The organism is Vibrio sp. OPT20 (assembly GCF_963889365.1).
GTDB lineage: Bacteria > Pseudomonadota > Gammaproteobacteria > Enterobacterales > Vibrionaceae > Vibrio > Vibrio splendidus.
The window spans coordinates 45,257-68,614 of record NZ_CAWPOA010000101.1 but is presented as its reverse complement, the minus strand read 5'-3'; the positions used below and the strand labels follow the sequence as shown (position 1 = coordinate 68,614).

Sequence of the window (23,358 nt, the reverse complement as noted above, 5' to 3'; positions counted from 1 at the left end):
ATTTTAGCATTCCTTAATCCTAAAGGGTAGTAAAAAAACCGGATTAAAGACACCGCTATACGGTATAAATAATGAGCTGTAGCGCCATATAACCGGTATAGAAGCCGTAAATGAGGATTAAAATTGCGCCAAACTGGCGAAATAAGTCAGCTTGTTGCAGTTTTTTGAGGAAATTGGCGCCCATTCCAACCGTGAGCATCGCTGGAAGAGTACCTAAACCGAAAGCAAGCATGATACCCGCTCCGTTATACCAACTTCCTGATACGGCCGCCCACGTTAGCATTGAGTAAACAAGACCACATGGAAGCCAACCCCAGATAAAACCAAAAGGTAAAGCATGGCTAGGGTGCTTCAATGGTAGAAATGATTTGCCTAAAGGAGAGATATAACGCCATAGCTTCTGTCCAACTTTTTCAAAGAACAACAAGCCAAACCACCATTTACCGATATACAAACCTAAGACGATCATAAAGCCAGCAGCAAATAATCGCAGCCAACCTAGCAGAGCGTTAAAATCGCTTAGCTGACCTATAGAAGAAATTGCACCGCCAATCACACCGCCAATCACGGCATAGCTTAGCAAGCGTCCTAGGTTATAAAGCAGGGGAATGACAGGGGAAGGTTTACTGTTGCCAATTGAAAGAAGCGACGCAATGCCACCACACATTCCCATGCAGTGACCTGCGCCGATCAACCCAACAACAAAGGCTCCGATCCAATCAGGCGTCATCGTTCTTTTTGTCTAAGTTAGTTTGGCTTTCTACGTTAGCTTTCTCATTCTTGACAGGTTTACTATCAGAATGATGATGAACATTAGTATCTTCATCAAACAGAATGTTATGGCCTTGGCGTTCAAGGTCTTCAAACTGCTCGCTCTTCACTGCCCATAGAAAGATTCCAACCGCGATACATACAAGTACGATCGCAATTGGAATGAGTATGTATAAACTTTCCATTATTTACCTTGCTCTTTTAAAAGTCTTAACGAGTTAGATACTACAATAATAGAGCTAGCAGACATGCCAACAACGGCAATGTATGGAGCAACCAAACCTGCGACAGCCAATGGAAGAATAAGTAAGTTATACCCTAGTGACCAAGCTAGGTTTTCACGGATTATCCTACGCGTTTTTAGCGCCAAAGTACGGGACTTAAGTAATCTATCGAGCTTATCACCCAATAGCACCATATCCGCAGAGGCTTTCGCCACATCAGTACCGCCGCCCATAGCAACAGACAGGTGAGCTCCGGCAAGAATAGGGGCGTCATTGATACCGTCACCAACCATCATGGTAATGTCACTTGCGTCTCTAGAGTTTAAATAAGCCAGCTTGTCTTCCGGCTTCGCGTTAGCAACAATGTCAGTAATACCAATCTCTGCTGCAACAGGCTTCGCATTAATCAAAGAGTCGCCAGTCAGCAGCGTAGTTTTGATTCCCGCTTCTTTAAATTGCTTAATAAACTCGATACTTTCTTTACGAATCGGGTCTTCATAAGTGAATGTTGCGATATGACGACCAGCCATCGACAAGTAAATACCGTTACTTTCAGATGGCTGAGCTTCACCTAGAATGAACTCGCTACTACCAATCGCCACTTCTTGCCCATTCCACTCACCAGTGATACCCGAGCCAATCACGTTGTTCACCGACTCCACTTCGATATCATCTGAAGTATGAGTTTTGAACGCTTTAGCGATAGGGTGGTTAGCGTGTTGCTCTAGGCTTGCTGCAACTTGCAAACAAGTGTCTTTATCAAGGTCAGCAAACGTCTCAACTTTACTGATACGGATGTCACCTTCCGTCAGAGTGCCGGTTTTATCGATGATTAAGTGGTTTACCTTGCACAAGGTTTCAAATACGTGACCTTTGCGCAGCAAAATACCAAAATTACCCATACGAGATGTTGAACACGTAATCGCCGTCGGCGTCGCAAGAGACAGAGCGCAAGGGCAGGTCGCCACTAATACTGAAAGCATGATCCAGAAAGCGTCTTCTGGTCGTGTTTGATGCCAGTAGAACCAAGTCCCGAATGAAATGATTAAGATAACCGCGACAAAGTATCGAGCCACCACATCGGCGATTTCAGCAATTCGGGGTTTAGACAATTGCGCTTCATCTTGAAGACGAACGATATTAGAAATAACCGAATCCGCTTTAGAGGTCATCACTTCCAATTCAAACGATTCATCACCATTCAATGTGCCAGCAAAGACCGTATCACCTTCATTCTTAACCACATGGATAGATTCGCCAGTCAGCATGGATTCATCGATATGAATTCTACCAGACAATACTTTGCCATCTGCGGGAATATGTTCACCCGGTAGAACGCGAATCTGGTCGCCAACTTTTAAGGTTTTTACCGGTACTTGCTCACCGTCTAGCGTTGTCGCCATCGCAGGAACGAGCTTAAGCAGGTTACCGCTAGCTGCTGCAGCTTTACGACGCGCGCGCATCTCAAGGAAACGACCAAGCAACAAGAAGAAGGTGAACATCGAGATAGATTCAAAGAACACTTCACCTTGCTCTGTCACTGTTGCCACTAAACTCGCAACGTAAGCAAATAGCAGAGCGATCGAAACGGGTACATCCATACCCAATGTTCGGCCTTTAATACTGCGCCACGCATTAATATAGAAAGGTAACGCAGAGTATAGGAGAACAGGTGTTGCGAAGATCAAACTTACCCAACGGAAGTAACTTTTGAATTCAGGTTCAAGGCTGCCAAATACTTCGAGGTAGAGCGCTACAGCTAACATCATGACTTGCATGGTCGCTAAACCAGCAATACCAAGACGATAGAGATAATTCTTCATCGATCGATGATAGGCGGCTTCTTGTTGATCAGCCTCGAATGGAGCGGCTTTGTAGCCTAGGGTATGGATTGCAGACAACAGCTCGCTCAGTTTAGCCTGAGTGTTGTCCCAGCTGAGCAGGGCGCGGTTAGTCGTGGTATTAACACGAATGCTAACAACCCCTAACTTTGAAGAGACTTGCTTTTCAATAAGCCATGCACAAGCAGCACAAGAGACACCTTCGAGTGACAATGTCACTTCAGATGTGTTTTCAGAGTTACGGACGAACTCCAATTGAACATCTTCGTTGTCGTAATGACTGAGTGCCAGAAGTTGCTCTGGAACTAGATCCGCTTTTTCAGCCGGAGCGGTACGATATTGGTAATAAGAGACCAAACCGCTATCAACGATTGTCTGGGCTACGGTTTCGCAACCTGGACAACACATCGGTCGAACCGATCCTAAGATTTCTACTTTAAAATCCGTTTCCGCTGGTACATCTTCACCGCAGTGATAACAGGATTCACACATAAGCTTTAGTTCGTTAGTTGAGTAGGAGTATCAATTGGGAAGTTCATGCGACCTTGCACTAACCATTCAGAATCATGCGGAGAAAGCTCGATAAACCATGGACCTTGCATTTCATGGTCCAGAGTCAACGTGTAGTTGCCGCTCGCATCAGCGGTCAGTAGCTGAGTAAAATCACGGTCAGGGAGCGTTCGGTGCACGAACATTGCGCTAATAGCAGGGAAGTGGTCTAGCTTGCCTTTGTCTAGGGTAATGATAACTGAGTTACCTTTCTCGCTAACTGAAGCTGATAGGCCAAGCTTTTTAGCAACGTTTACTTTTGAAATGTCGACATTAATACCTTTACCTTTTTTATAGTAATCTTCAGTGACAACGTTAACTGAATGGTTGGTAAGTATCGCGACTCGAACCAATGTTAGCATGGAAACGCCAACGGTTAGGAAGATCAAAAACCACGGCCAAAACTGCTTATACCAAGGTTGTACCATATTATTATTCTCAATATATCCAATGAAATAAAACTAATTTTTACAAACACTTAAGGTTATAACTGTAAAAGAAAGACAGCCCCTTAAGAAGGGGCTGTTATTATTATGTTACTCTTTATCTGAGTTGCTGAGGCTCCAGACGTAGGCAGCGACGAGCTGTACCTTATCCTCACCGAGGATGTCCTTCCAAGCCGGCATTACACCAGAACGACCGTTCATTACTGTTTCAGTTACATCAGCACGAGAATCGCCAAACAACCAATCGCGGTCTGTTAGGTCAGGTGCACCAACAGCAGGGTTACCCTTACCATCTGTACCATGACACGCAGCACACACTACGAAACGTGCTTTACCAGCCTCTGCTTCACGTACGTTCACGCTACGACCAGAAAGGCTAAGAGTGTAGCTAACCACTTCTTTAACGCCTTCTTCGCCAAGTGCGTCTTTCCACGCTGGCATTTGACCGACACGACCATGCATGATGGTAGTAACGATCGCTTGTGGTTCACCGCCATATAGCCATGCATCGTCAGTCAAGTTAGGGAAGCCCTTTTGACCACGAGCATCAGAACCATGACACTGAGAACAGTTTTGCAGGAACAAGCGTTGACCAACTTTGATTGCGTCAGCATCTGATGCAATGTCAGGAACAGAACGAAGACCGTTCTCATCATGAGCTAGCTTTTTAAATGCTTCGCCAAAGTAAGTGTTCGCGTCATCAAGCTCTTTTGCGTACTCATCTAACTGTTTGTTAGCTTGAGCTGCAGCGATTGCAGAGCGAGACTCTTCTACGCTACGAACTGTTTGGTTTGAACTCGTCCAACCTAGTAGACCTTTAAAGTTGCCAAGGCCCGGGTATAGAGCAAGATAAACAGCTGCAAACACAATTGTGCTAACGAAAAGGTATGTCCACCATTTAGGTAATGGGTTATTAAGCTCACGAATACCATCGTATTCATGGCCCATGTCATGACCTTCTTCTACACCTGTTTTATCGTTGGAACACCAACGAAGTAAGGCTGCACAGCCAATCAGCGTACCGATTGTGATAACTGTTACCCAAATACTCCAGAATGTACTCATTACTTCGTCACTCCTTGATTTTTATCTTTCGCAGGTGCTTCATCAGCGAACACTAGGTTTGCATCTTCGTCGAAGCGCGACTTACGATTTTTACCGAAAGCCCACCAAACGATGCCGATGAAACAAGCAAAAACAGTAACAGTCCAAACACTTTGAAATGTAATAATGTCCATAATTATTCCTTATTTCATTGCGTGGCCAAGCGATTGAAGGTAAGCGATGATTGCATCCATCTCTGTTTTTCCTTCAACATCTTGTTTAGCGTTAGCAATTTGTTCGTCTGTGTAAGGAACACCAAATTGATTACGGAAGATTTCAAGCTTCTGCTTAGTCAATTTGCCATCAAGTACATTCTCAGCAAGCCATGGGAAACCAGGCATGTTTGATTCAGGAACAAGTTCGCGAGGGTCGAGAAGGTGAACACGGTGCCACTCATCAGAGTAACGATCACCAACACGCGCTAGATCTGGGCCAGTACGCTTAGAACCCCATAGGAATGGATGTTCCCAAACACTTTCGCCAGCTACAGAGTAGTGACCGTAACGTTCAGTTTCAGAGCGGAAAGGACGAATCATTTGGCTGTGACATACGTTACAACCTTCACGAATGTAAATATCACGACCTTCCATTTCCAGAGCAGAGTAAACGCGTAGGTTTTCTACAGGTTCAGTCGTTTGCTTTTGGAAAATAAGCGGGGTGATTTCTACTAAAGCACCAAAGCTGATTGCGATAACAATTAAGATCGCGAGTAGACCTACGTTTTTCTCGACCAACTCATGGCGATTATTTGAATTTGAGCTCATTCTAAATCTCCTTAAGCCGGTTGAGGGATAGCTTTAAGGCTATCTTTAGGTGCAGAAACAGTTTTGTACGTGTTGTATGCCAGTAAGAACATACCAGATAGGAAGATGAGACCACCTAAGAAACGTACAAAGTAGAACGGGTAAGAAGCTTCTACAGACTCTACGAAGCTGTAAGTCAATGTACCGTCAGAGTTAACTGCGCGCCACATCAGACCTTGCATCACACCAGAAATCCACATTGCAACAATGTAGAAAACCGTACCAATCGTTGCTAACCAGAAGTGAACATTGATTAGGGATACAGAGTACATACGCTCTTGACCAAATAGTTTAGGAACTAAGTGGTAAACCGAACCGATAGAAACCATAGCAACCCAACCTAACGCACCAGAGTGAACGTGACCGATAGTCCAGTCCGTGTAGTGAGATAGCGCGTTAACCGTTTTAATTGCCATCATAGGGCCTTCGAAAGTCGACATGCCGTAGAATGATAGAGAAACGATAAGGAAACGTAGGATTGGGTCGTAACGTAGCTTATGCCACGCACCAGATAGAGTCATAATACCGTTGATCATGCCACCCCAAGATGGAGCAAACAGAACCAAAGACATAACCATACCTAGAGACTGAGTCCAGTCTGGAAGTGCAGTATAGTGTAGGTGGTGAGGACCAGCCCAGATATACAGTGACACAAGAGCCCAGAAGTGAACAATCGACAAACGGTAAGAGTAAACAGGGCGACCAGCTTGTTTAGGAACGAAGTAATACATCATACCTAGGAAACCAGCTGTCAATAGGAAGCCTACCGCATTGTGTCCGTACCACCATTGCACCATTGCATCAATTGCACCTGCATAAATCGAGTAAGATTTAAACGCAGATACAGGAACAGCTAAGCTGTTAACTATGTGCAACACGGCAACCGTGATGATGAAGGCTCCGAAGAACCAGTTTGCTACATAAATGTGCGATGTCCTACGTTTAATCATGGTTCCAAAGAACACGACTGCGTAAGCTACCCACACAAGAGTAATAGCAATATCGATTGGCCATTCAAGTTCTGCATATTCTTTACCAGAGGTTAAACCTAACGGTAAAGTAATTGCAGCGGACAGGATAATCGCTTGCCAACCCCAAAAGGTAAAGGCTACGAGAGGGCCACCAAAGAGACGCGTCTGACAGGTACGTTGCACAACATAATATGATGTTGCAAACAGCGCACTTGTACCGAACGCAAAAATAACCGCATTAGTATGCAGGGGACGTAAACGACTGTACGTCAACCACGGCGTATCAAAGTTTAGCTGTGGCCAAACTAATTGAGCGGCAATCAAAACACCAACGCCCATACCGACAATACCCCACAAAATTGTAACGAGGGTAAATTGACGGACGACCGTATAGTTGTAGTTTTGTTCAAGCTGCTTTTCTTGGCTCATTTGCATGCTTCCAATTTCTTATTTACTACACTTTACTTCCAACACGACTCACGTCGTAATGCCACCCAAATTAGAAAAGGAAATTCAGCCTATTCAGGGCTTTATTTCCACTTGCTGATTTTGAAAAAAAGTGGCATTTTCAACGCGACACTATACTTGAATTAACAAATCAATGACAGAGTAGTAACCTTACGCTTGGTCTGGAATTGGATTTTTATTTAAAAACTTTGAACTTTGTAACAAGGAGTAAAGATTATAATGGCGGCACAAAAGCTAACAAAGGGCAGGCTCGTACAAATTATCGGCATGTTGGTTATTTTAATAGCGGCATTTACTTGGAGAACAGTAACATACGACAATAACGAAACAGTAAGCTGTATAATTTCAAAACCGTGTGAATTTGGTATTGATAATCATAATGTTTTAATTTCGGGCGATAGATCAAGGTATTCAATCGAAACATCTAAAACTGGCAAATTTATCATTAGCTACAATGAGAGTGGAATTCTAGAAGAAAAAGGGCCATCGAATTGGCTGTTACAAACTAATGATAAGACCTCCTCAATAACAGTTACATTTCCACAACAGATAAGCACGTTTTCCGTAAACCTTTCTAAAGAGTAATAGAGGGAAAACTGAGTCACGCCTCGGTTCTTTTGATAGAAATATGTACCAAATCAGTGAAACACCATGCATTAAAGTGTTATAAAGAGGACATTAATAAAGTTTCCCGGAATCTATGAAATTTCTATCAAAAGTCTCTTATTCCCTAGACGATAAAATCGCAGTAGATGAGTTGCTCAATGGGGTAGAAAACCCTGAAGATATTGCCTGTCTTATTTGCTACTGCACAGAAGAGTACTCAACACTCGCTGTGCAGAGATATTTCGTAGATGCTCTCCCTAACACCCCAATACATGGCTGCACCACTTGTCACGGCATTATGACCGAAACTGGGTTCCACTCCGGCCCAGTGATAGGCGTACTCATCATCTATGACTCTGGGATCAACGCCTATGGTACGGGTATCGAGCATTTTAGCGACTCCATAAACCAAAGCACCTTCAGCGCCATCGACAAAGCACTTAAGAACGCCAACCGAGAAGGTGAGATCCCTGATCTTATCTTATTGCATTCCACTCCAGGCAATGAAGAGAAGGTCATGGCGGCTATCGATAAGAAGTTTGGTACTGAGGTACCTGTTATTGGTGGCAGCGCGGCGGACAATCAGGTTTCTGGAAACTGGAGTATTTTTACCGAAGAGTCACTCTCTATCAATGGCGTGTCTTTAACTGTGGTATTTGCTTCTCAGTCCATCTATTCGTCTTTTAGTGCAGGCCATACGCCCACTCGCTATTCTGGGACCGTGACTAAAGTAAGAAACCGAATATTGTTGGAGATTGACCATAGACCAGCCGTCACCGTTTATAACGAATGGACCAATTTCCATCTAGGTGGTAGTGATGATGGCTATATATTCGAAAAGTCGTCCGTGTATCCGCTAGGGCGAAAAGTTGGCTCTTCATACGACTACCCATATTTCAAATTGTCCCACTCAATTAGAGAAACAGAGTGCAATGGAATCGAGCTATTCACAGATATCAGTGAAGGCGACACCATTTATTTGATGCAGGGTTCTAAACAGCAATTGATAAGCCGTGCCGCTAATATTATTCACTCTTCTTACTACAACGACATGGATTTAGAAGAGAAACTAGGTGCGATCAACATCTTCTGTGCAGGTCCAATGTTGAACCTTAAGCAAGATATGGACGAAGTATGCGATCAAATAAATCAAGCACTTAACGGACTCCCATACATATGCCCATTCACCTTTGGTGAACAAGGAAGGTTATCTGGCGGCGAGAGTGCGCACGGAAATTTAATGGTATCGTCTGCAACGTTTTATAGGTTGAAAAAATAATGGGCTCTGAAGGTCAAGAAGCGCTGCAAGAAGCACGTATTGAACTGCAAAAACTAAAAGCCCGTGAGCGAAAACTGGCTGAAGAGAACAGGGTGATCTTATCAACCATCTCTGCGATCAGTAAGGCAAGTAACATATCTGAGATATTTTATAGTCTTGAATTTGTGCTCAAAAAATACATTAAGTTTGATGACTTTATCGTAATATCTAGGGTAGGGAACGAAGGCAATTTCAAAACCCTACTAACCAATAACAAAGTCTTCGAACAAATGAATTGGAGTGATTGTGGCAAGCTATCTCGAGTGATCAATGGAGAATGCGCCATCCTGTTTGAACCCAAGTCTCTGGGTGAGTTCAATTCCTTACATCCCATCATTCTCGATCAAATCAACTCTGTTCTAATTACTGGTATCGATAGCGGACTAACACAATCCGTAATCATCTTTATCCACTCCAATACCAAGCACTTTAGTGTTGAAACCAAAGCAACCCTAAACCGCTTTAGACCACTAATTGAGCGTGCTGTATTCGACATTGAAAACAAAGAAAAGCTCGAAGCAACGGTTCGAGAACGAACAGCAGAACTCGTCACAGCAAGGAAAGATGCAGAGAGAGCCAACAAGGCCAAGTCTGAATTCTTAGCAATGATGAGTCATGAGTTAAGAACCCCGCTAAATGCCATCATTGGCTTAATAGACACGCTGAAATCCACACCTCTGAACGACGAACAACAGTCTATACTGCTTAATATGAGCACATCATCTGAGCTTCTACTGGCAATTATCAGTGATGTATTGGATTTTTCTAAGATTGAATCTGGATGTTTCTCACTAGCACCTCAATGGAGCAATGTAAGAGACACTGTAACTTTTGTATTATCTGAACAAAAGAAGACAGCAGACGATAAAGGGTTGGCGCTAACGGTAACCAGCGATATCCCTGAAGATGAACTTCATTACATCGATCCAAGTCGCTTGGCACAGATCCTATTTAACCTGATTGGCAACGCGATTAAATTTACTGAGCGTGGGCATGTCCATGTTTCTATCAAATACCTGCAGAGCTCATTCTATATAACAGTAGAAGACACCGGGATTGGCATTAGCTCACAACAACTTTCGTCGCTATTCAGCCCATTCGTGCAAGCTGATAGCACAATCACACGCAGATTTGGTGGCACCGGTTTAGGCCTGGCAATAACCAAGCGACTGGTAGAACTAATGCGAGGACGCATATCTGTAGAGAGTGAACCAGGAAAAGGCTCTAAATTCGAAGTACAGTTACCAGTACTTACCAGAGTCACGAACAATCTAGCTCACTGTGAAGAGGACAAATCTTCAAGAGAACTCAGAAGCCGCTATTCAGTTTTAGTTGTCGAAGACAATCCTACAAATCAAATGGTGATTAAATTGATTCTAACGCGACAAGGCCACGAAGTTTTCATCGCAAGTAACGGTGAAGAAGCAATTGGCTTTGTTGAAAGAGGAAACGACTCGATAGACATTATCTTGATGGATGTATCGATGCCAGTAATGGATGGCTTAACGACAACTAAATACATGAGAGATGCGAACATCACAACGCCAATTGTCGCGCTAACAGCACACACATCACTAGAAGATAAATGTTCGTGCTTAGATGTAGGCATGAATGATTTCGTTACCAAACCAGTAAGAACCAAAGAGATCACAGAGGCTATTGATCGATTAATGCTTGAAATCTAATAAACGTATTCTTAATCGAAGATTAGGATATATGTTTATTAGGTATTTTATGGTAAATAGCCTTACTGTTAAATAGAACGCCAATTTGGTAGATAAACAAGAGGCAGGGCATCACACAAAGATACCTGCCTTATAAACACCAAAATCAATTTAACATAATATACATAATACGTATTGGATCTGTAAGCCCCAGATAGTAATGTCCGGTTTGAGCCATTTTAAAATGTCCTCCTAAGCTTACCTATATTGGTCTGCTTAGGAGTTATCCGGATGCTTATTACTATGAGTAAAAAAGATATTCATCGATTCAAGGTGCTTACAGACGTACGTGAAAAACGACTACGCCAAGTTGACGCTGCTGTCATTTTGAATCTATCTACGCGTCATATCCGACGTTTGGTGAACCAACTGATCTCTCTTGGCGCGTAAAGTCTTACACACGCAGCGCGTGGACGCCCAAGTAATCGACGCTACTCAGAACATTTCAGAATTGAAATGCTGAAGCTTATTCGTGGGCATTACTCTGACTTCTCACCAACGTTCGCTCTGGAAAAGCTGACTCAACTACACAATCTATCCGTCTCTAAATAAACACTCCGTCAATGGATGATCTCCGACGGGCTGTGGCTTCCACATTCACAACGTAAACCTCGAATCTATCAGCCTCGTTACCACCTTGATTTCTTGGGTAAACTTATCCAAATTAACGGCTCCTATCATGACTGGTTTGAAGGCCGCTGCGATAAATGCTGTCTATTGGTGTTCATTGATGATGCAACTGGCCGCTTGATGAACCTAAGATTCAGTTTTTGATTAAGCTGTTTATACGTAGCTACGCTACCGATCACAAGATTCATTAACGCGCTAATCATGGGTACACCAAACGATTCAATTCAACGTGTGGACCATCTCTAATGCTTTTCCATTCACCGCCCCAAAAGTCCAATGTCACGTTGTTGTTTTCATCGTAATCCACGAAATCAATCGCATGGCCGGGTTGATGACGACTTGGACGTTTGTGGCCGTCAAGTTAGCTTAAGCCCTCCTGATAGAGTTGGTATGAGCATTTGTTTTTATGTAGCAAAGAACGAGTCCTATCAAAAACACGGTTTCTCGATCCAATGAACCAATCAATACTACCAATCAGGTAGTCAAAATAACCATTTTAAATCAATGGTATAAAAGTAGTTGCAAGTTTCATCTATACTCCGTCGCTGTATTAAATCGGAGCCAAAATTTTGCAAACAAACAATGACCAAAAGCAAGCAATTATCTTATGCGCACTACTAATCATTGGATCTACTTTCTTTAATGTTGACCTAATGGTGGCGAGTACTGGTGAGCAAGTCATCTCCTTTGTTTCTGCATTTATCACATACGTTGTCATTATTTGTTTGTTCTTACGATTCACTAATGTGGACGTTATCAGTTCTAATTATCGAATCTTGATCGGTGTTAGTTTTGTTGGCATAACGATCTTAGAGAATGTTTACCCGGTCATCCTGTACAGTGACCAAATATTTATTACTGAGTACTACGTTATCTTTTGCATCGAATTCGTTCTAAGTATCTACGTTACGAACGTCATAATTAATGTATCCAATATACTTGGCATTTTGGGAAGGCTCTCTCTACTCGATTCATTGCAGGCGAAGATAAAAGTAAGACGAGATTCAAAAACTGAAGCAACTCGGGTATATAAAAAGCTCTATCCAGTATTAGAGCTCCTTCTTGATCAAGGCTATAGTTTTGATTCACTGGAAGTTAAAGGTATTGTTAAAGTGTTAGGCGACTTGCCAGCATTGGGAAAGAAGCGAAAGAACTTCGCTAAATCTTATCTCAGAGATGAATTCACATTACGTAAGTTACCGCGTGATCCTTCACACTTAAAAGGGCAAACGCTGTGGCATTAATATCTTCAGATAAAACACTGACACCTAAATCAATTGTCCGTTAGCGCACTTCGGCATTGCATCAACAGACGTGTCAAACCAATCGACTTACGTCGTCGCTAGATAAAGCGTTAAACACACTATCGCACTCTCATTGGTAAGGCCGTATGTCATCAATTTTTGGCCTTTCTGGGCTGTAGCTAATTTCAGCCTCAAGAAGGAGTTGTTAAAACTTCCGAGCAATCCAACAAGTTACGTTGTATCTTTCTAAAAAGCTACAACTTGAAAGCTTAACCTTTACGCAAAATAAACCACTTAAACCGGTCACTATTTCGTGTTTAAATTTTGATCTATCAAACAGTTGTGCCAATAAATTTGGTGATTGAGCAATCAAATGCTATGCATTCGGGTATGAGTTATGAATTAAAGTGTTAACATCAAGCAATGTTGTAAACTAGGTGTTTGATATGTTGCCTAAACTTTATAAGTTCAGATCTCTCCACGACAGAAACATACAATCTATTGCCGAATGTTCGTTATGGTTTGATTACGCTAAGACCTTTAATAACCCATTTGAGTCTAACCATCTGCTCGACAAAGAACTTCAGAACGATTTCAAGGTTGTGTGTTTTTCTCAGTCAAGTGACCACCCAATACTATGGTCTCAGTATGGCGACAACTTTAAAGGCATGTGCATCGAGTATGATCTCAATTGTTATAATGGTGAGGCCAAGCTCAATTGCTTTGGAGTCCAGTATGAAGACGACCCAAACATGTTCCACTTAGAATCGTTGAATGAATTCCAAACATCTGAATTGGATGTAGAAATATTTAAGATCAAGCATTCTAATTGGCGCTACGAAAAGGAATATCGCTGGGTGTTGCCTGATGAGGAGATGCTCGGCAATAAGCTGTACCTTAATAGAGAATGCCTAAGTTCTGTGATCCTCTCTGAACACGCTCCTGCCGACAGGAAGCTTAAAGTTCTGATGACTTGCCAACGCCTTGGTATTCCCGTTAAGCACGCAACAGCCAAACAAGAGTCGTTTACATTCGAAGTGGTCAGCTAAAATAACACAACCAACTGATTATTATTGAAAAACTAGCAAATTATCAGAAGTTGCAGTGTAATAAAAAGGGAGCCACATTAATGTAGCTCCCTTTTCCTTTACATGTTCGTCGTCAGTTGTCCAGGCACTCTACACTGCATTTGTTCAATTGTCGTTATAGACATTTGAACTGTGGAAAACCAATAAGGACGATGCTTAACGTTAAACAATTCGCTGTTGTCCAACGCTTCGAAAATAGAAAACTTTCGACCTTGGGCGAGAGCCGCGCCATAAACTGTTCGCTCAAGCACGGGGATATCATTCACTTCCTCTAGAAGCGCCCTCTTAATGAACAGATTACTTGGGCTCCAATCTACAAATTCAACGAGATTTTTTAGTAGATTAAGCTCCAATTTCTCTACCATTACTTCGAGAAACTGTGTGTTTGGTATCACCTCTGTACAAGCATAATATTCATCATGCTTGTCACTTGCTTCACGATAGCCAAGCATCGTTTTTACCAATGCATCTTCAAAAGTTGAAGAAAAGTGGTTACAAATCAAGAATAAAGGCAGAACTCTCAAAACACCTAGTAGAATACCGACGTTAGGATCTTTTACCGACGTTTCTTGAAGTCGAATTCGAGTCGCATTTGAAGTCACTACCAGATGCTGCCAAACCTTAGGCGAGATGTGCTTGATGTTGCCATCACTCCATTTAATAAGCTGTTGGCTCATCAGCAATGGAAACAACAAACGACAGTTCTCGATACCTATTTGCCGCGCTGCAACTTTAGGATCGAGAATTACCTTGGATTTTTTACCGTACTTTTCAGTGAACTCACGATTGGAAACAAACTCGATTAAGCTTGAACTCAATGCACTACTTTTAGCTGATATTTCATGAAGCTTAGAAAAGTTTAAGGATGGCGAATAGCCAACATTAGCGAACTGGTTGTAGTCTGGTAGCTCTGAAAACAATGTGCTTATTAAGGTCCCTTGAAGCTTCTCAAGCATAAGCTCCGAGGCTGCATTACTTACATCATCGACCACGTAACGCAGTGTTTGTTGCTTCGCGACGACTTTCTCACGATGAGCGTTAACTCTATCTTGTTCACAACGCAATAAAATACGTTGATTGTGAGATATGCGGTCAGATTCATCAAAAATAACGCTATCACAGTATCTATTTTCCAAACTCAGTAATGTATCTACCGTAGATTGTTCGAGTTTATACTCCGGAGAGATCAACCACCGATTAAAGCGAGCCTCAACATTGATTGAGACTTTTCTAGATATCTCAATCACTTCAGGGGGGTAATTTTTATGTGCTAACAACAACAGTGACTTTCCTTTGCCCTAAATGCTCTTTTGTCGGCATATCCTGCCTTTATAATAAAACTAATATTAATAGAAATTAGAGATTGGTTCACGTAATTGTTTCAATAAAATTAAGGTCATTTAGTTATAGTGCATGACATGAATTATTATGTGATATGGAGGCGGATGTACTTTTCAGGAAAGCTGTATTTGAACTTTTTCTTCCTCGGTAAGTGCTTTTTAGCTTGTTTGCATGCTTTGCTATCGCCAGATGCCCTAACCTTTTTAATTCTGGCATAACCTTTAGAGTGCTTCATTTCTATCATCAGGTCGCAATAACCATCAAAATCAATATTACTCTTGTTGAGCCCTTTCTGCACTGTGGCTTTAATTTTTTTGGCTACGGGGTTAACCAATGCATCGTCGGCAAAAACGAATGGGGATAAAAAACACGACAAGAATAATAGATATCTCATACTGCTCTCTCTTTATTAGGGGTGAGAACAGTATGCTTACAGTTAAGGAGGATGAAGAATTAACTAAGTATGACGTTTTACCAGATAACGCGTAATTCTCGACAATTACGCTTTCTTTGAACCTTTGGATTTAAATCCATTATGCGGAAAAACGTTACGAATACGTTGTTGAACGCTTTTAGGTACATCTTTAGTAAATTTGAGATTGTAACCAGAGCGCTTCGCATACACTTTCAACTCACCCTTGAAGGAATTATTGTGGCCAATTTCTTGAAGGTTGTGCTTAAAGCTCGGTGGAAGGTGACCTTTAACTTGTTCGATCGCCCCGTCACTAAATTTGATTTTCAATACTGGCCGATCAACTGCGACTAACCAAAAAACCAACGCTGCACCAATTAAGATTACATACATCATAATGTCACCACTACTGTTGACGGTTATTTATCGTCAGAAAGGAGCTTACTCAAATCTTCTTTAAGGCTAGTAACTGTCTTGCTGGCCTGCTCACTTCGAGACGCTTCGCTAACCAAATACTCTATCGCATCAGATAACGTACAACCGAGTTCGTTTGCTCGTTGAGATAACTTCTCCCAGACTCGATAATCAAGATCGATAGACTTCTTTTTAGTATGAACTTGCTCAGCGTTGAAATGGCGCTTACGTTTGGCTCTGATCGCTTGCTTGAGTTTGTTATCGAGCTCAGGCGACATGTTATTTGAGATCCACTCAAGAACCCCTGTAGGTTGGTGTTCTAGCTCCAACAAAGCTTTCACGGCAACATCAGCTTCACTTGAATCAATGTGGCAAGTGATCGAGTCACCTTCTTTCCATTTTTTTACCAAGTAGTTCCATTTCCAACCACATTCTAAATTTTCAAGCTGCTGATATTTCATGTCTAATCTCGAGAGTTAACCTAGTGACAGCGTAACCCATAATAGGTCACTTAACAATTCTTGTCTTGAAAGAATAGACCAAGATCATACTTATATTAGCTTAGTGTTTAGTAACTACAACATAGACCTATATGAGTCCTCGGTTTTTCTATATACTCCCTACCTTATTATCATAATCAGACATTTAAATGACTCAAGTAGATTGGCGACATGTAACGCCTCAGTACGATGAATATAGCGCTCAACTAGAGCAATTCCCTGACATCTCTCCTTTCACATTCTCAGATATTCAACATAGATTTAGAGATGCGCTAACCCGTTTTGTACGCCTATCCAATCTTTCACGAGTTCTACTTGTTAATGCGCCTGACAACTCAATCTATCGTCAACTTATCGTTGAATCTTTGACGACAGAATTAAAAGACGATGCTCAGCCTGTTATAAAAACCGAATCTTTAAATGCAGCCACTTTATTTGACCAAGTTCAGTCTAAAAATGGTGAAATTGTAGCGACAAAGCCAGGTCTACTTTCTAGAGCGAACGATGGTTACCTCGTTGTCTCAGCGAATCTGATCCTTGCAAATCCAGGAAGTTGGTTGTTATTGAAATCCGCACTTCTCGGTGAAGCAGTCGAACCAATTAGCAGTTCTCCAGAGCATCTAAATCAAACGCCTATCGCTGCACTGACATACAACATTAAGTTGATTGTTGTCGGAGACCGCGCTCAACTTGGTGATCTGGATTATCTAGATGGCGATATTCAAACAGGGTTCTGTCTATTCAGTGAAATAGAACAAGATATTAAGCTTTCACACGATACTTTGACCCAATATCTTGGGTATCTAAGATGGCTTCAGCAACGTTATAACCTCCCATACATTACGCAACAGGCACTAATTGGGATTCTTACCGCTGGCGCGCGTGAGACTGAAGATCAGAGCTATATCCCTTTATGCCCTATTTGGCACAATGCGCTATTGAGCGAAGCTTTAGTTGAAGCGGACAATGGTGACATTGATATTCACCATATTCAGCAAGCTCAACAACACAAATACAACCGCGAGTCTTACCTTCCTGAACGTGCTCTCGATGATATTCGAGATGGCCAAGTCATCATCGAAACAGAGGGTGAACAAGTAGGCCAAGTTAATGGCCTAACGGTTATCGATGTACCGGGGCACCCAATATCGTATGGTGAACCTGCACGAATTTCATGTGTTATTCACTTTGGTGATGGTGATATTGCAGATGTTGAGCGCAAAGCCGAACTTGGTGGTAATCTTCATGCGAAAGGCATGATGATCATGCAAGCATTTTTAAGTAGCTCGCTAAACTTAGAAGATCCGTTGCCATATGCTGCTTCTGTTGTGTTTGAGCAATCATACTGCGAAGTTGATGGCGATAGCGCTTCCCTTGCTGAGCTTTGCTCTCTGGTAAGTGCTTTGTCGGAATACCCTATCAATCAACAAATAGCGGTAACCGGTGCTGTCGACCAATTCGGTCGTGTACAAGCCGTTGGTGGGCTAAACGAGAAAATCGAAGGCTTCTACCATGTGTGTAAACACAACGGGCTAACTGGCGAACAAGGTGTGATCCTTCCAAGATCTAACTTAAGACACCTTGCTCTGAAGCCAGACCTAATTGAAAGCATCAAAAACAAAGAGTTCCATATCTGGTCTGTGTCTAATGTAGATGAAGCGATTCCTCTTATTATGAACGCACCATTTAGGGACGAAGAACAAGAAAGCGTTCTGAGTAAAATCGCGGAACGTATTGAAAACTTTGAAAGACATGAGCACCCTATTGGAATCGTTGGACGCATTAAAAACTGGTTTGTCTAGTACTGATCGGACTTGTTTAGCGTACACCTGTTCACTAATATGCACCTATCAAAAATCGGAGTAATTGATAATGCAAAACAAACGTGATTCTTACACTCGCGAAGATCTTCTAGCATCAAGCCAAGGCGAACTATGGCCAGAAGGTCCTCAACTACCAGCACCGAACATGTTGATGATGGATCGCATCACTAAAATGTCTGAGACTGAAGGTGATTTCGGTAAAGGTTTGATTCTTGCTGAACTGGATATTACTCCTGACCTATGGTTCTTCGACTGTCACTTCCCTGGCGACCCAGTAATGCCTGGTTGTCTAGGCCTTGATGCAATGTGGCAGCTTGTTGGCTTCTACCTTGGTTGGGTTGGCGGCAAAGGTAAAGGCCGTGCTCTAGGTGTTGGTGAAGTTAAATTCACTGGCCAAATCTTACCTACGGCTAAAAAAGTAACTTACGAAATTCACATGAAGCGTGTTGTTAACCGTCGCCTAGTAATGGGCCTTGCAGACGGTCGCGTTCTTGTTGATGGTAAAGAGATCTATGTTGCTAAAGATTTGAAAGTTGGTCTTTTCCAAGACACATCAGCATTCTAGTCTAATAGTTAGATTTTTAATAAAGCAGCCAATGGTTGCTTTATTTTCATTCCAACATATTTAGTTATAGTGCGCTAAGATATAACTAAGTAACTCTCATCAATTATATGTCCACCAGCGAAACAACCTTAAATCACTTTCTAATCAGCCAGTTCTCGGTTTATAAGGCCTTGTATGGTTCTCAGAAACTAACAAGGCTCCAGCTGTTATACAACATGGAGCCTTGACCTTTGAATATGTTCGCCCTATCTACTTATAGAGACCTGAATGCTTATCATCTTTGGCATCACGCCAACCACCTAACCAATAGGATTTAGAATCCATTTGGCTGTATGGGCAAGCTTCTTGTGACCTGCCGTTTAAACCAGCTTTGTAACCTTGAGATTGTGCTCGTTCTAGGCGATCACGCTTTTGTCTCTTCATAGTGCAGTCCTCATACGGGTGTTCGTTTACTAACATACAATGATTACAACTTCGTGGAGTTTTGTTGACTCCAACTTTAAGAATCGACCACTTTTGCACTTTTCTCAAGGCGAAAAAAAGCCCGAGTTCAGAATTGTGAACTCGGGCTCAAGAGATAAAATTATTTAAATTTTCTACGGAACCCTAACAGGCCAAGCACAGTCAAACCTAACCAACCTAGGCTACCGCCTTGACGATCAACTTTCTCCGTATCAGTGCTACGAGTTTGAATATCAGCTTTAGTAGCTCCGGCAATTGGAATCAGCTTAACAGCTACGACTTCTTCCACCGCGTTAGATGCAGCGCCGCCACAATACGAGTTATGAGACGTTGTATCATATGCTTGTGTTGTTCCACCAACGGTACACTTGATAGCGGTGGCTGAGATGACACCGGCATCATTGATATCTGTCGCATCAATAACCCGGAAATGGTTGTTAGCACTCGAGTAATCTTGCCCATCTGCATTTGCACCATTTGTTAGATCATCTAACCACCAAGATTTGCTTTCAAACAGCGCAATCCTTGATGCATCAGTGCCAGTCGCTTGATATGGGTAAATAAAACCACGGTGTCTACGCTCACTACCATCTACTTCACGAGTCGTCTCAGCGTCAATCTGACCAACAAACTCATTGAAGTTATTAACTGCTTTAGCTTCACCGCTCGAACCACCAAAGAAGATACCACCAGACAAGTATGTTGCAGTCGGGTTTTTAGCATCCGTTACAACGAAAATCTTGTTACCTGCACTACCGCTCTCAGGTACATAGCCGTTACGTTTGGAATAACCAACAGCGAACAAGTTATCGTTAATATCAGTTGCAACAGAGTTACTGTATCTAGCATCATCGTTATTTGAGCCTGAATTAACTTCTGCACCACTGATGATTTTTGTTGTCCAAACAGCGCCGGAAATATCTAATGAATCACTCACAAAGACACTTGCATTCATGTCTTGTAGATCATTATTACCATTAGTGGTATCAAACCCTACACCATATAGTTTTCCGGAGTTTGCAGCAAGACCACGCATACTTCCTTGAGCAAAGTAATCACCTTCTTGAGCATTCCCCCCACGAGTCCAATCAAACTCGTGTACTTCACCAGCTTTCCAAATAGCAGCTTTAGAGCTAAATGTCGTGCTGGAAGTACTTGTCGCAGGCCCTTTTACAGAAATGCTACCAAAGTTATAGATTATGTCGGTGGTACCATCGTTAACGGTTAAAGCACCAAAAGCACGTGATTCAGATGAAGCAGTTAGAGGCACCGTTGTAACTGCATTATAACGAATATCATTGCCGTTTGACTCAATACCTACTGGCACACCTGAATCATCTAGCGCCGTAATTGCTACGTTATAAGAACTAATTGAGCTACCGTTTTCAATAAATGCTTTCGCATTTACATAGCTAAGATCGCTTTCTTTACTCCAAGTAGCCCAACGATTGTCCGCCCAACTTTCACAGGTTGAATATCTCAATTCTCGACGGCAGTAATCTTCAAAATCGTCTCGGTCTTGAATATATTGGAACGGTGCGTCCATAGCGAAAGGAACTTCTTCCCGGTAGCTAACTGCTTCAACGGTGTTACGTGTCTCGCCTGCGAGCTTAAATGTACTATCCGCACAGTTAGTTGCATTAGAATCAAAACAACCTAGAAGTAACTCATCATCAGGTAATGCTGGCAATACTGCGTTAACGTTGACAGCTTTACCTGGCTGAATTGCAACACCAAATATCTCAGATATTTCAGGTTCATCAGCAAAAGAAGGCGTAACTTCAACTACCTTGTAAAGCGCAGCATTCGCATTAGTTGCAGCCAAAACTAGGGCTGCAACTGTTGTTAATTTAAATTTAGTACAAGTCATTATTACTTCTTAACTTTCCTGTTGTAGTGCCTCGAGCTCTTCCCAGCGCTCAAAAGCAACTTCAAGCTCCTGCTCTGCTGCAGATAGCTTATCTAATACTGGTTGTGTCTGCTCTACAGATTTTGAAAAGAAGCTTGGATCGTTGACTTCTTCCTGAAGAGTTTCAATTTGAGTTTCCAATTCTTCTAAACGCATTGGTAGCGCTTCTAGTTCTCGTTGTAGCTTATACGATAACTTCTTAGGTTTAGTTTTAACTGGCGCAGTTTTGGGAGTTTCCTCAACAACTTTTTCAGTCTTTGCTGGCTTTTCAACCTGACGATACTCAAGTGCTTGTGCTCTTTGCTTCTGAGCATCATGGTAACCACCAACAAACTCTTCAACTACACCGTTACCTTCAAATATCCAACTCGTCATTACCGTATTATCAACGAACTGACGATCGTGGCTCACGAGAAGCAACGTACCCTCATAGTTGGCAAGCAAATCTTCTAAAAGTTCCAATGTTTCGATATCTAAATCATTGGTAGGCTCATCGAGAATCAACAAGTTATTCGATTTAAGGAAAATACGAGCCAATAACAATCGGTTTTTCTCGCCACCAGACAGTGCTTTAACAGGGGTACGAGCACGTTTAGGAGAGAACAAGAAATCTTGTAAGTAGCTCAATGCGTGACGCTCACGCCCGCCTACAGTCACTTCTTGCTTACCATCCGCTAGGTTATCAATCACCGACTTCTCAGGGTCTAGAATTTCACGGTATTGGTCGAAGTAAGCCACTTCCAGCTTAGTACCGCAATGCAAGCGACCTGAATCGGGTTTAAGTTGATCAAGAAGCAGTTTAAGAACCGTACTCTTACCACAGCCATTTGGCCCGATAAGTGCGATGCGATCACCGCGCATGATGTTGAAACTAAAGTCTGTAACGATCTCTTTGCCTTCAAATGCAAAGTTAAGGTTCTCTGCTTCAAATACGATTTTACCTGAACGTGCAGACGTATCGATTTGGATGTTCGCTTTACCCTGTACTTCACGACGATCTTGACGCTCTTCACGAAGCTTTTTAAGAGCACGAACACGGCCTTCATTACGCGTACGACGCGCTTTGATGCCTTGACGAATCCAAACTTCTTCTTGCGCTAGCTTTTTGTCAAATTCTGCGTTTTGCATCTCTTCAACACGTAGCGCTTCTTCTTTCTCTAACAAGTAGTTGTCGTAATCACCAGGGAAAGAACTTAGCTTGCCACGGTCAAGATCAACAATGCGTGTCGCCATTGATTTGATGAAAGCACGGTCATGCGAGATAAAGATGATTGAACCACGGAAATCTTTTAAGAAAGCTTCTAACCATTCGATCGTAGCTACGTCCAAGTGGTTGGTAGGCTCATCAAGCAGTAATACGTCAGGGTCACATACAAGCGCACGTGCAAGTGCGGCTTTACGTTGCCAACCACCTGACAGTTCCGTCAGTTTAGTATTTGCTGTTAGTTTAAGTGCAGCAAGAACATTACTTACGCGATCTTCAAAACGCCAAGCATTTGCATGATCCAATTTTTCTTGAACGCGAGTAAGGCGATTTAAATTCTTTTCGCTAGGATCTTCTGCAATCACATCAAGTAAGTTGTGGTATTCTTTAAGCAACTCACCTACCTCAGCTAAACCACCCGAGACGTATTCGTAAACAGAACCTTGTTCATTACGCGGTGGATCTTGCTCTAGACGAGATACAACCACATCTTGTGTAATCTGCATCTTGCCGTCATCCATGATGATGTTGCCAGACAAAATCTTCATCAACGTTGATTTGCCTGCACCATTACGGCCAACCAAACACACACGTTCGTTTTCTTGCAGTGCGAAATCCGCACCATCTAATAATGGGTGATCGCCAAACGCTAATTGCCCATTATGAATTGTAAGTAATGCCATTCTTCTTTAACCAATCGTTAAGTTCTAACAAGCCAAAAGGCCAGTTAAGCTCTGAGTGTTTAGACAAGTCAGAGCTTTCAAATTTGAGTACCGGAATAGTGACCCCGTAACGGGAGAAGAGCTCATCATCCAATGCGATATCCACCACATTGATCTGATGACTTATATTCAGCTGTTCCGTGAGTTTGAATGCCATCTCACATAGATGGCACCCTTCTGTACTGTAGAGAGTCAGCACTATATATCCTTATACAATCT

Annotated in this window: 24 protein-coding genes and 1 pseudogene; 8 read left to right on the top strand and 17 right to left on the bottom strand. The window is 42.3% G+C overall.

Annotated features, from left to right (window positions below):
• Positions 1–55: 55 nt before the first annotated feature.
• From AACR09_RS20275 to ccoN, 8 genes are all read right to left on the bottom strand, one after another.
• Positions 56–730, bottom strand: a complete 675-nt coding sequence (locus AACR09_RS20275; protein ID WP_004733688.1) for a sulfite exporter TauE/SafE family protein — start codon at positions 728–730, stop codon at positions 56–58.
• Positions 720–956, bottom strand: coding sequence for a cbb3-type cytochrome oxidase assembly protein CcoS (gene ccoS / locus AACR09_RS20270; protein WP_004733686.1), 237 nt, complete (start codon positions 954–956; stop codon positions 720–722). Before ccoS ends, AACR09_RS20275 begins: the two co-directional genes overlap by 11 nt.
• Positions 956–3,328 carry a heavy metal translocating P-type ATPase gene (locus tag AACR09_RS20265; RefSeq protein WP_193835587.1) on the bottom strand — a complete coding sequence of 791 codons (2,373 nt, stop codon included), beginning with the start codon at positions 3,326–3,328 and terminating at the stop codon, positions 956–958. The genes ccoS and AACR09_RS20265 overlap by 1 nt, the downstream gene beginning before the upstream one ends.
• 5 nt (positions 3,329–3,333) lie before the next feature.
• Positions 3,334–3,813, bottom strand: coding sequence for a FixH family protein (locus AACR09_RS20260; protein WP_004733683.1), 480 nt, complete (start codon positions 3,811–3,813; stop codon positions 3,334–3,336).
• A 108-nt stretch (positions 3,814–3,921) separates the two neighbouring features.
• On the bottom strand, positions 3,922–4,896 hold the full coding sequence (gene ccoP / locus AACR09_RS20255; RefSeq protein ID WP_004733681.1) for a cytochrome-c oxidase, cbb3-type subunit III: 975 nt from the start codon (positions 4,894–4,896) through the stop codon (positions 3,922–3,924).
• Positions 4,896–5,069, bottom strand: coding sequence for a CcoQ/FixQ family Cbb3-type cytochrome c oxidase assembly chaperone (locus AACR09_RS20250; RefSeq protein WP_004733679.1), 174 nt, complete (start codon positions 5,067–5,069; stop codon positions 4,896–4,898). Before AACR09_RS20250 ends, ccoP begins: the two co-directional genes overlap by 1 nt.
• A 9-nt stretch (positions 5,070–5,078) precedes the next feature.
• Positions 5,079–5,699 (bottom strand): cytochrome-c oxidase, cbb3-type subunit II, encoded by a 621-nt coding sequence (ccoO, locus tag AACR09_RS20245; protein WP_004733677.1) that lies wholly within the window; start codon positions 5,697–5,699, stop codon positions 5,079–5,081.
• Positions 5,700–5,710: 11 nt separating this feature from the next.
• Positions 5,711–7,138 carry a cytochrome-c oxidase, cbb3-type subunit I gene (gene ccoN / locus AACR09_RS20240; RefSeq protein WP_032497766.1) on the bottom strand — a complete coding sequence of 476 codons (1,428 nt, stop codon included), beginning with the start codon at positions 7,136–7,138 and terminating at the stop codon, positions 5,711–5,713.
• Between the two features lie 258 nt (positions 7,139–7,396).
• On the opposite strand from ccoN, the gene AACR09_RS20235 reads away from it, so the two are divergent.
• From AACR09_RS20235 to AACR09_RS20220, 4 genes are all read left to right on the top strand, one after another.
• Positions 7,397–7,762, top strand: coding sequence for a hypothetical protein (locus AACR09_RS20235; protein WP_193835586.1), 366 nt, complete (start codon positions 7,397–7,399; stop codon positions 7,760–7,762).
• A gap of 115 nt (positions 7,763–7,877) precedes the next feature.
• On the top strand, positions 7,878–9,062 hold the full coding sequence (locus AACR09_RS20230) for an FIST signal transduction protein (protein ID WP_017088518.1): 1,185 nt from the start codon (positions 7,878–7,880) through the stop codon (positions 9,060–9,062).
• Complete coding sequence (locus tag AACR09_RS20225; RefSeq protein WP_193835585.1) at positions 9,062–10,786, top strand: ATP-binding protein; 1,725 nt, start codon at positions 9,062–9,064, stop codon at positions 10,784–10,786. The genes AACR09_RS20230 and AACR09_RS20225 overlap by 1 nt, the downstream gene beginning before the upstream one ends.
• A 270-nt stretch (positions 10,787–11,056) precedes the next feature.
• Positions 11,057–11,215 carry a hypothetical protein gene (locus AACR09_RS20220; protein ID WP_193835584.1) on the top strand — a complete coding sequence of 53 codons (159 nt, stop codon included), beginning with the start codon at positions 11,057–11,059 and terminating at the stop codon, positions 11,213–11,215.
• Positions 11,216–11,654: 439 nt separating this feature from the next.
• Here the strand turns inward: AACR09_RS20220 and AACR09_RS20215 are convergent.
• Positions 11,655–11,816: pseudogene (locus AACR09_RS20215) on the bottom strand (M15 family metallopeptidase); the annotation flags it as partial.
• 208 nt (positions 11,817–12,024) lie between these two features.
• On the opposite strand from AACR09_RS20215, the gene AACR09_RS20210 reads away from it, so the two are divergent.
• Together AACR09_RS20210 and AACR09_RS20205 are read left to right on the top strand one after the other, a co-directional pair.
• Positions 12,025–12,699: a hypothetical protein gene (locus tag AACR09_RS20210; protein ID WP_193835583.1), complete on the top strand. Its 675-nt coding sequence runs from the start codon at positions 12,025–12,027 to the stop codon at positions 12,697–12,699.
• Positions 12,700–13,145: 446 nt separating this feature from the next.
• Positions 13,146–13,748, top strand: coding sequence for a DUF2971 domain-containing protein (locus AACR09_RS20205; RefSeq protein ID WP_029224369.1), 603 nt, complete (start codon positions 13,146–13,148; stop codon positions 13,746–13,748).
• A 98-nt stretch (positions 13,749–13,846) separates the two neighbouring features.
• On the opposite strand, the gene AACR09_RS20200 is transcribed toward AACR09_RS20205, so the two are convergent.
• The 4 genes from AACR09_RS20200 to matP form a co-directional block, all read right to left on the bottom strand.
• Positions 13,847–15,067 (bottom strand): hypothetical protein, encoded by a 1,221-nt coding sequence (locus AACR09_RS20200; RefSeq protein WP_193835582.1) that lies wholly within the window; start codon positions 15,065–15,067, stop codon positions 13,847–13,849.
• Positions 15,068–15,213: 146 nt separating this feature from the next.
• Entirely contained in the window at positions 15,214–15,522 is a 309-nt protein-coding gene (locus AACR09_RS20195) for a hypothetical protein (RefSeq protein WP_193835581.1), read from the bottom strand.
• A gap of 105 nt (positions 15,523–15,627) precedes the next feature.
• Complete coding sequence (locus AACR09_RS20190; RefSeq protein WP_017082208.1) at positions 15,628–15,936, bottom strand: DUF3634 family protein; 309 nt, start codon at positions 15,934–15,936, stop codon at positions 15,628–15,630.
• 23 nt (positions 15,937–15,959) lie between these two features.
• On the bottom strand, positions 15,960–16,415 hold the full coding sequence (gene matP, locus AACR09_RS20185) for a macrodomain Ter protein MatP (protein ID WP_004733655.1): 456 nt from the start codon (positions 16,413–16,415) through the stop codon (positions 15,960–15,962).
• A 188-nt stretch (positions 16,416–16,603) separates the two neighbouring features.
• Between matP and AACR09_RS20180 the strand changes: the two genes are divergently transcribed.
• Together AACR09_RS20180 and fabA are read left to right on the top strand one after the other, a co-directional pair.
• Positions 16,604–18,256 (top strand): AAA family ATPase, encoded by a 1,653-nt coding sequence (locus AACR09_RS20180; protein WP_193835580.1) that lies wholly within the window; start codon positions 16,604–16,606, stop codon positions 18,254–18,256.
• A gap of 70 nt (positions 18,257–18,326) precedes the next feature.
• Positions 18,327–18,842: a bifunctional 3-hydroxydecanoyl-ACP dehydratase/trans-2-decenoyl-ACP isomerase gene (fabA, locus tag AACR09_RS20175; RefSeq protein ID WP_010440782.1), complete on the top strand. Its 516-nt coding sequence runs from the start codon at positions 18,327–18,329 to the stop codon at positions 18,840–18,842.
• Positions 18,843–19,091: 249 nt separating this feature from the next.
• Here the strand turns inward: fabA and rmf are convergent, their stop codons facing one another.
• The 4 genes from rmf to AACR09_RS20155 all read right to left on the bottom strand — a co-directional run bounded on the left by rmf (position 19,092) and on the right by AACR09_RS20155 (position 23,338).
• Positions 19,092–19,265 (bottom strand): ribosome modulation factor, encoded by a 174-nt coding sequence (gene rmf, locus AACR09_RS20170; protein WP_017074275.1) that lies wholly within the window; start codon positions 19,263–19,265, stop codon positions 19,092–19,094.
• 160 nt (positions 19,266–19,425) lie between these two features.
• On the bottom strand, positions 19,426–21,174 hold the full coding sequence (locus AACR09_RS20165; protein WP_193835579.1) for a DUF3466 family protein: 1,749 nt from the start codon (positions 21,172–21,174) through the stop codon (positions 19,426–19,428).
• Between the two features lie 9 nt (positions 21,175–21,183).
• A complete protein-coding gene (locus AACR09_RS20160; RefSeq protein WP_102456310.1) occupies positions 21,184–23,100 on the bottom strand; it encodes an ABC transporter ATP-binding protein in 1,917 nt (638 codons plus the stop codon).
• Positions 23,078–23,338, bottom strand: a complete 261-nt coding sequence (locus AACR09_RS20155) for a glutaredoxin family protein (RefSeq protein WP_017077217.1) — start codon at positions 23,336–23,338, stop codon at positions 23,078–23,080. The genes AACR09_RS20160 and AACR09_RS20155 overlap by 23 nt, the downstream gene beginning before the upstream one ends.
• Positions 23,339–23,358 lie beyond the last annotated feature (20 nt).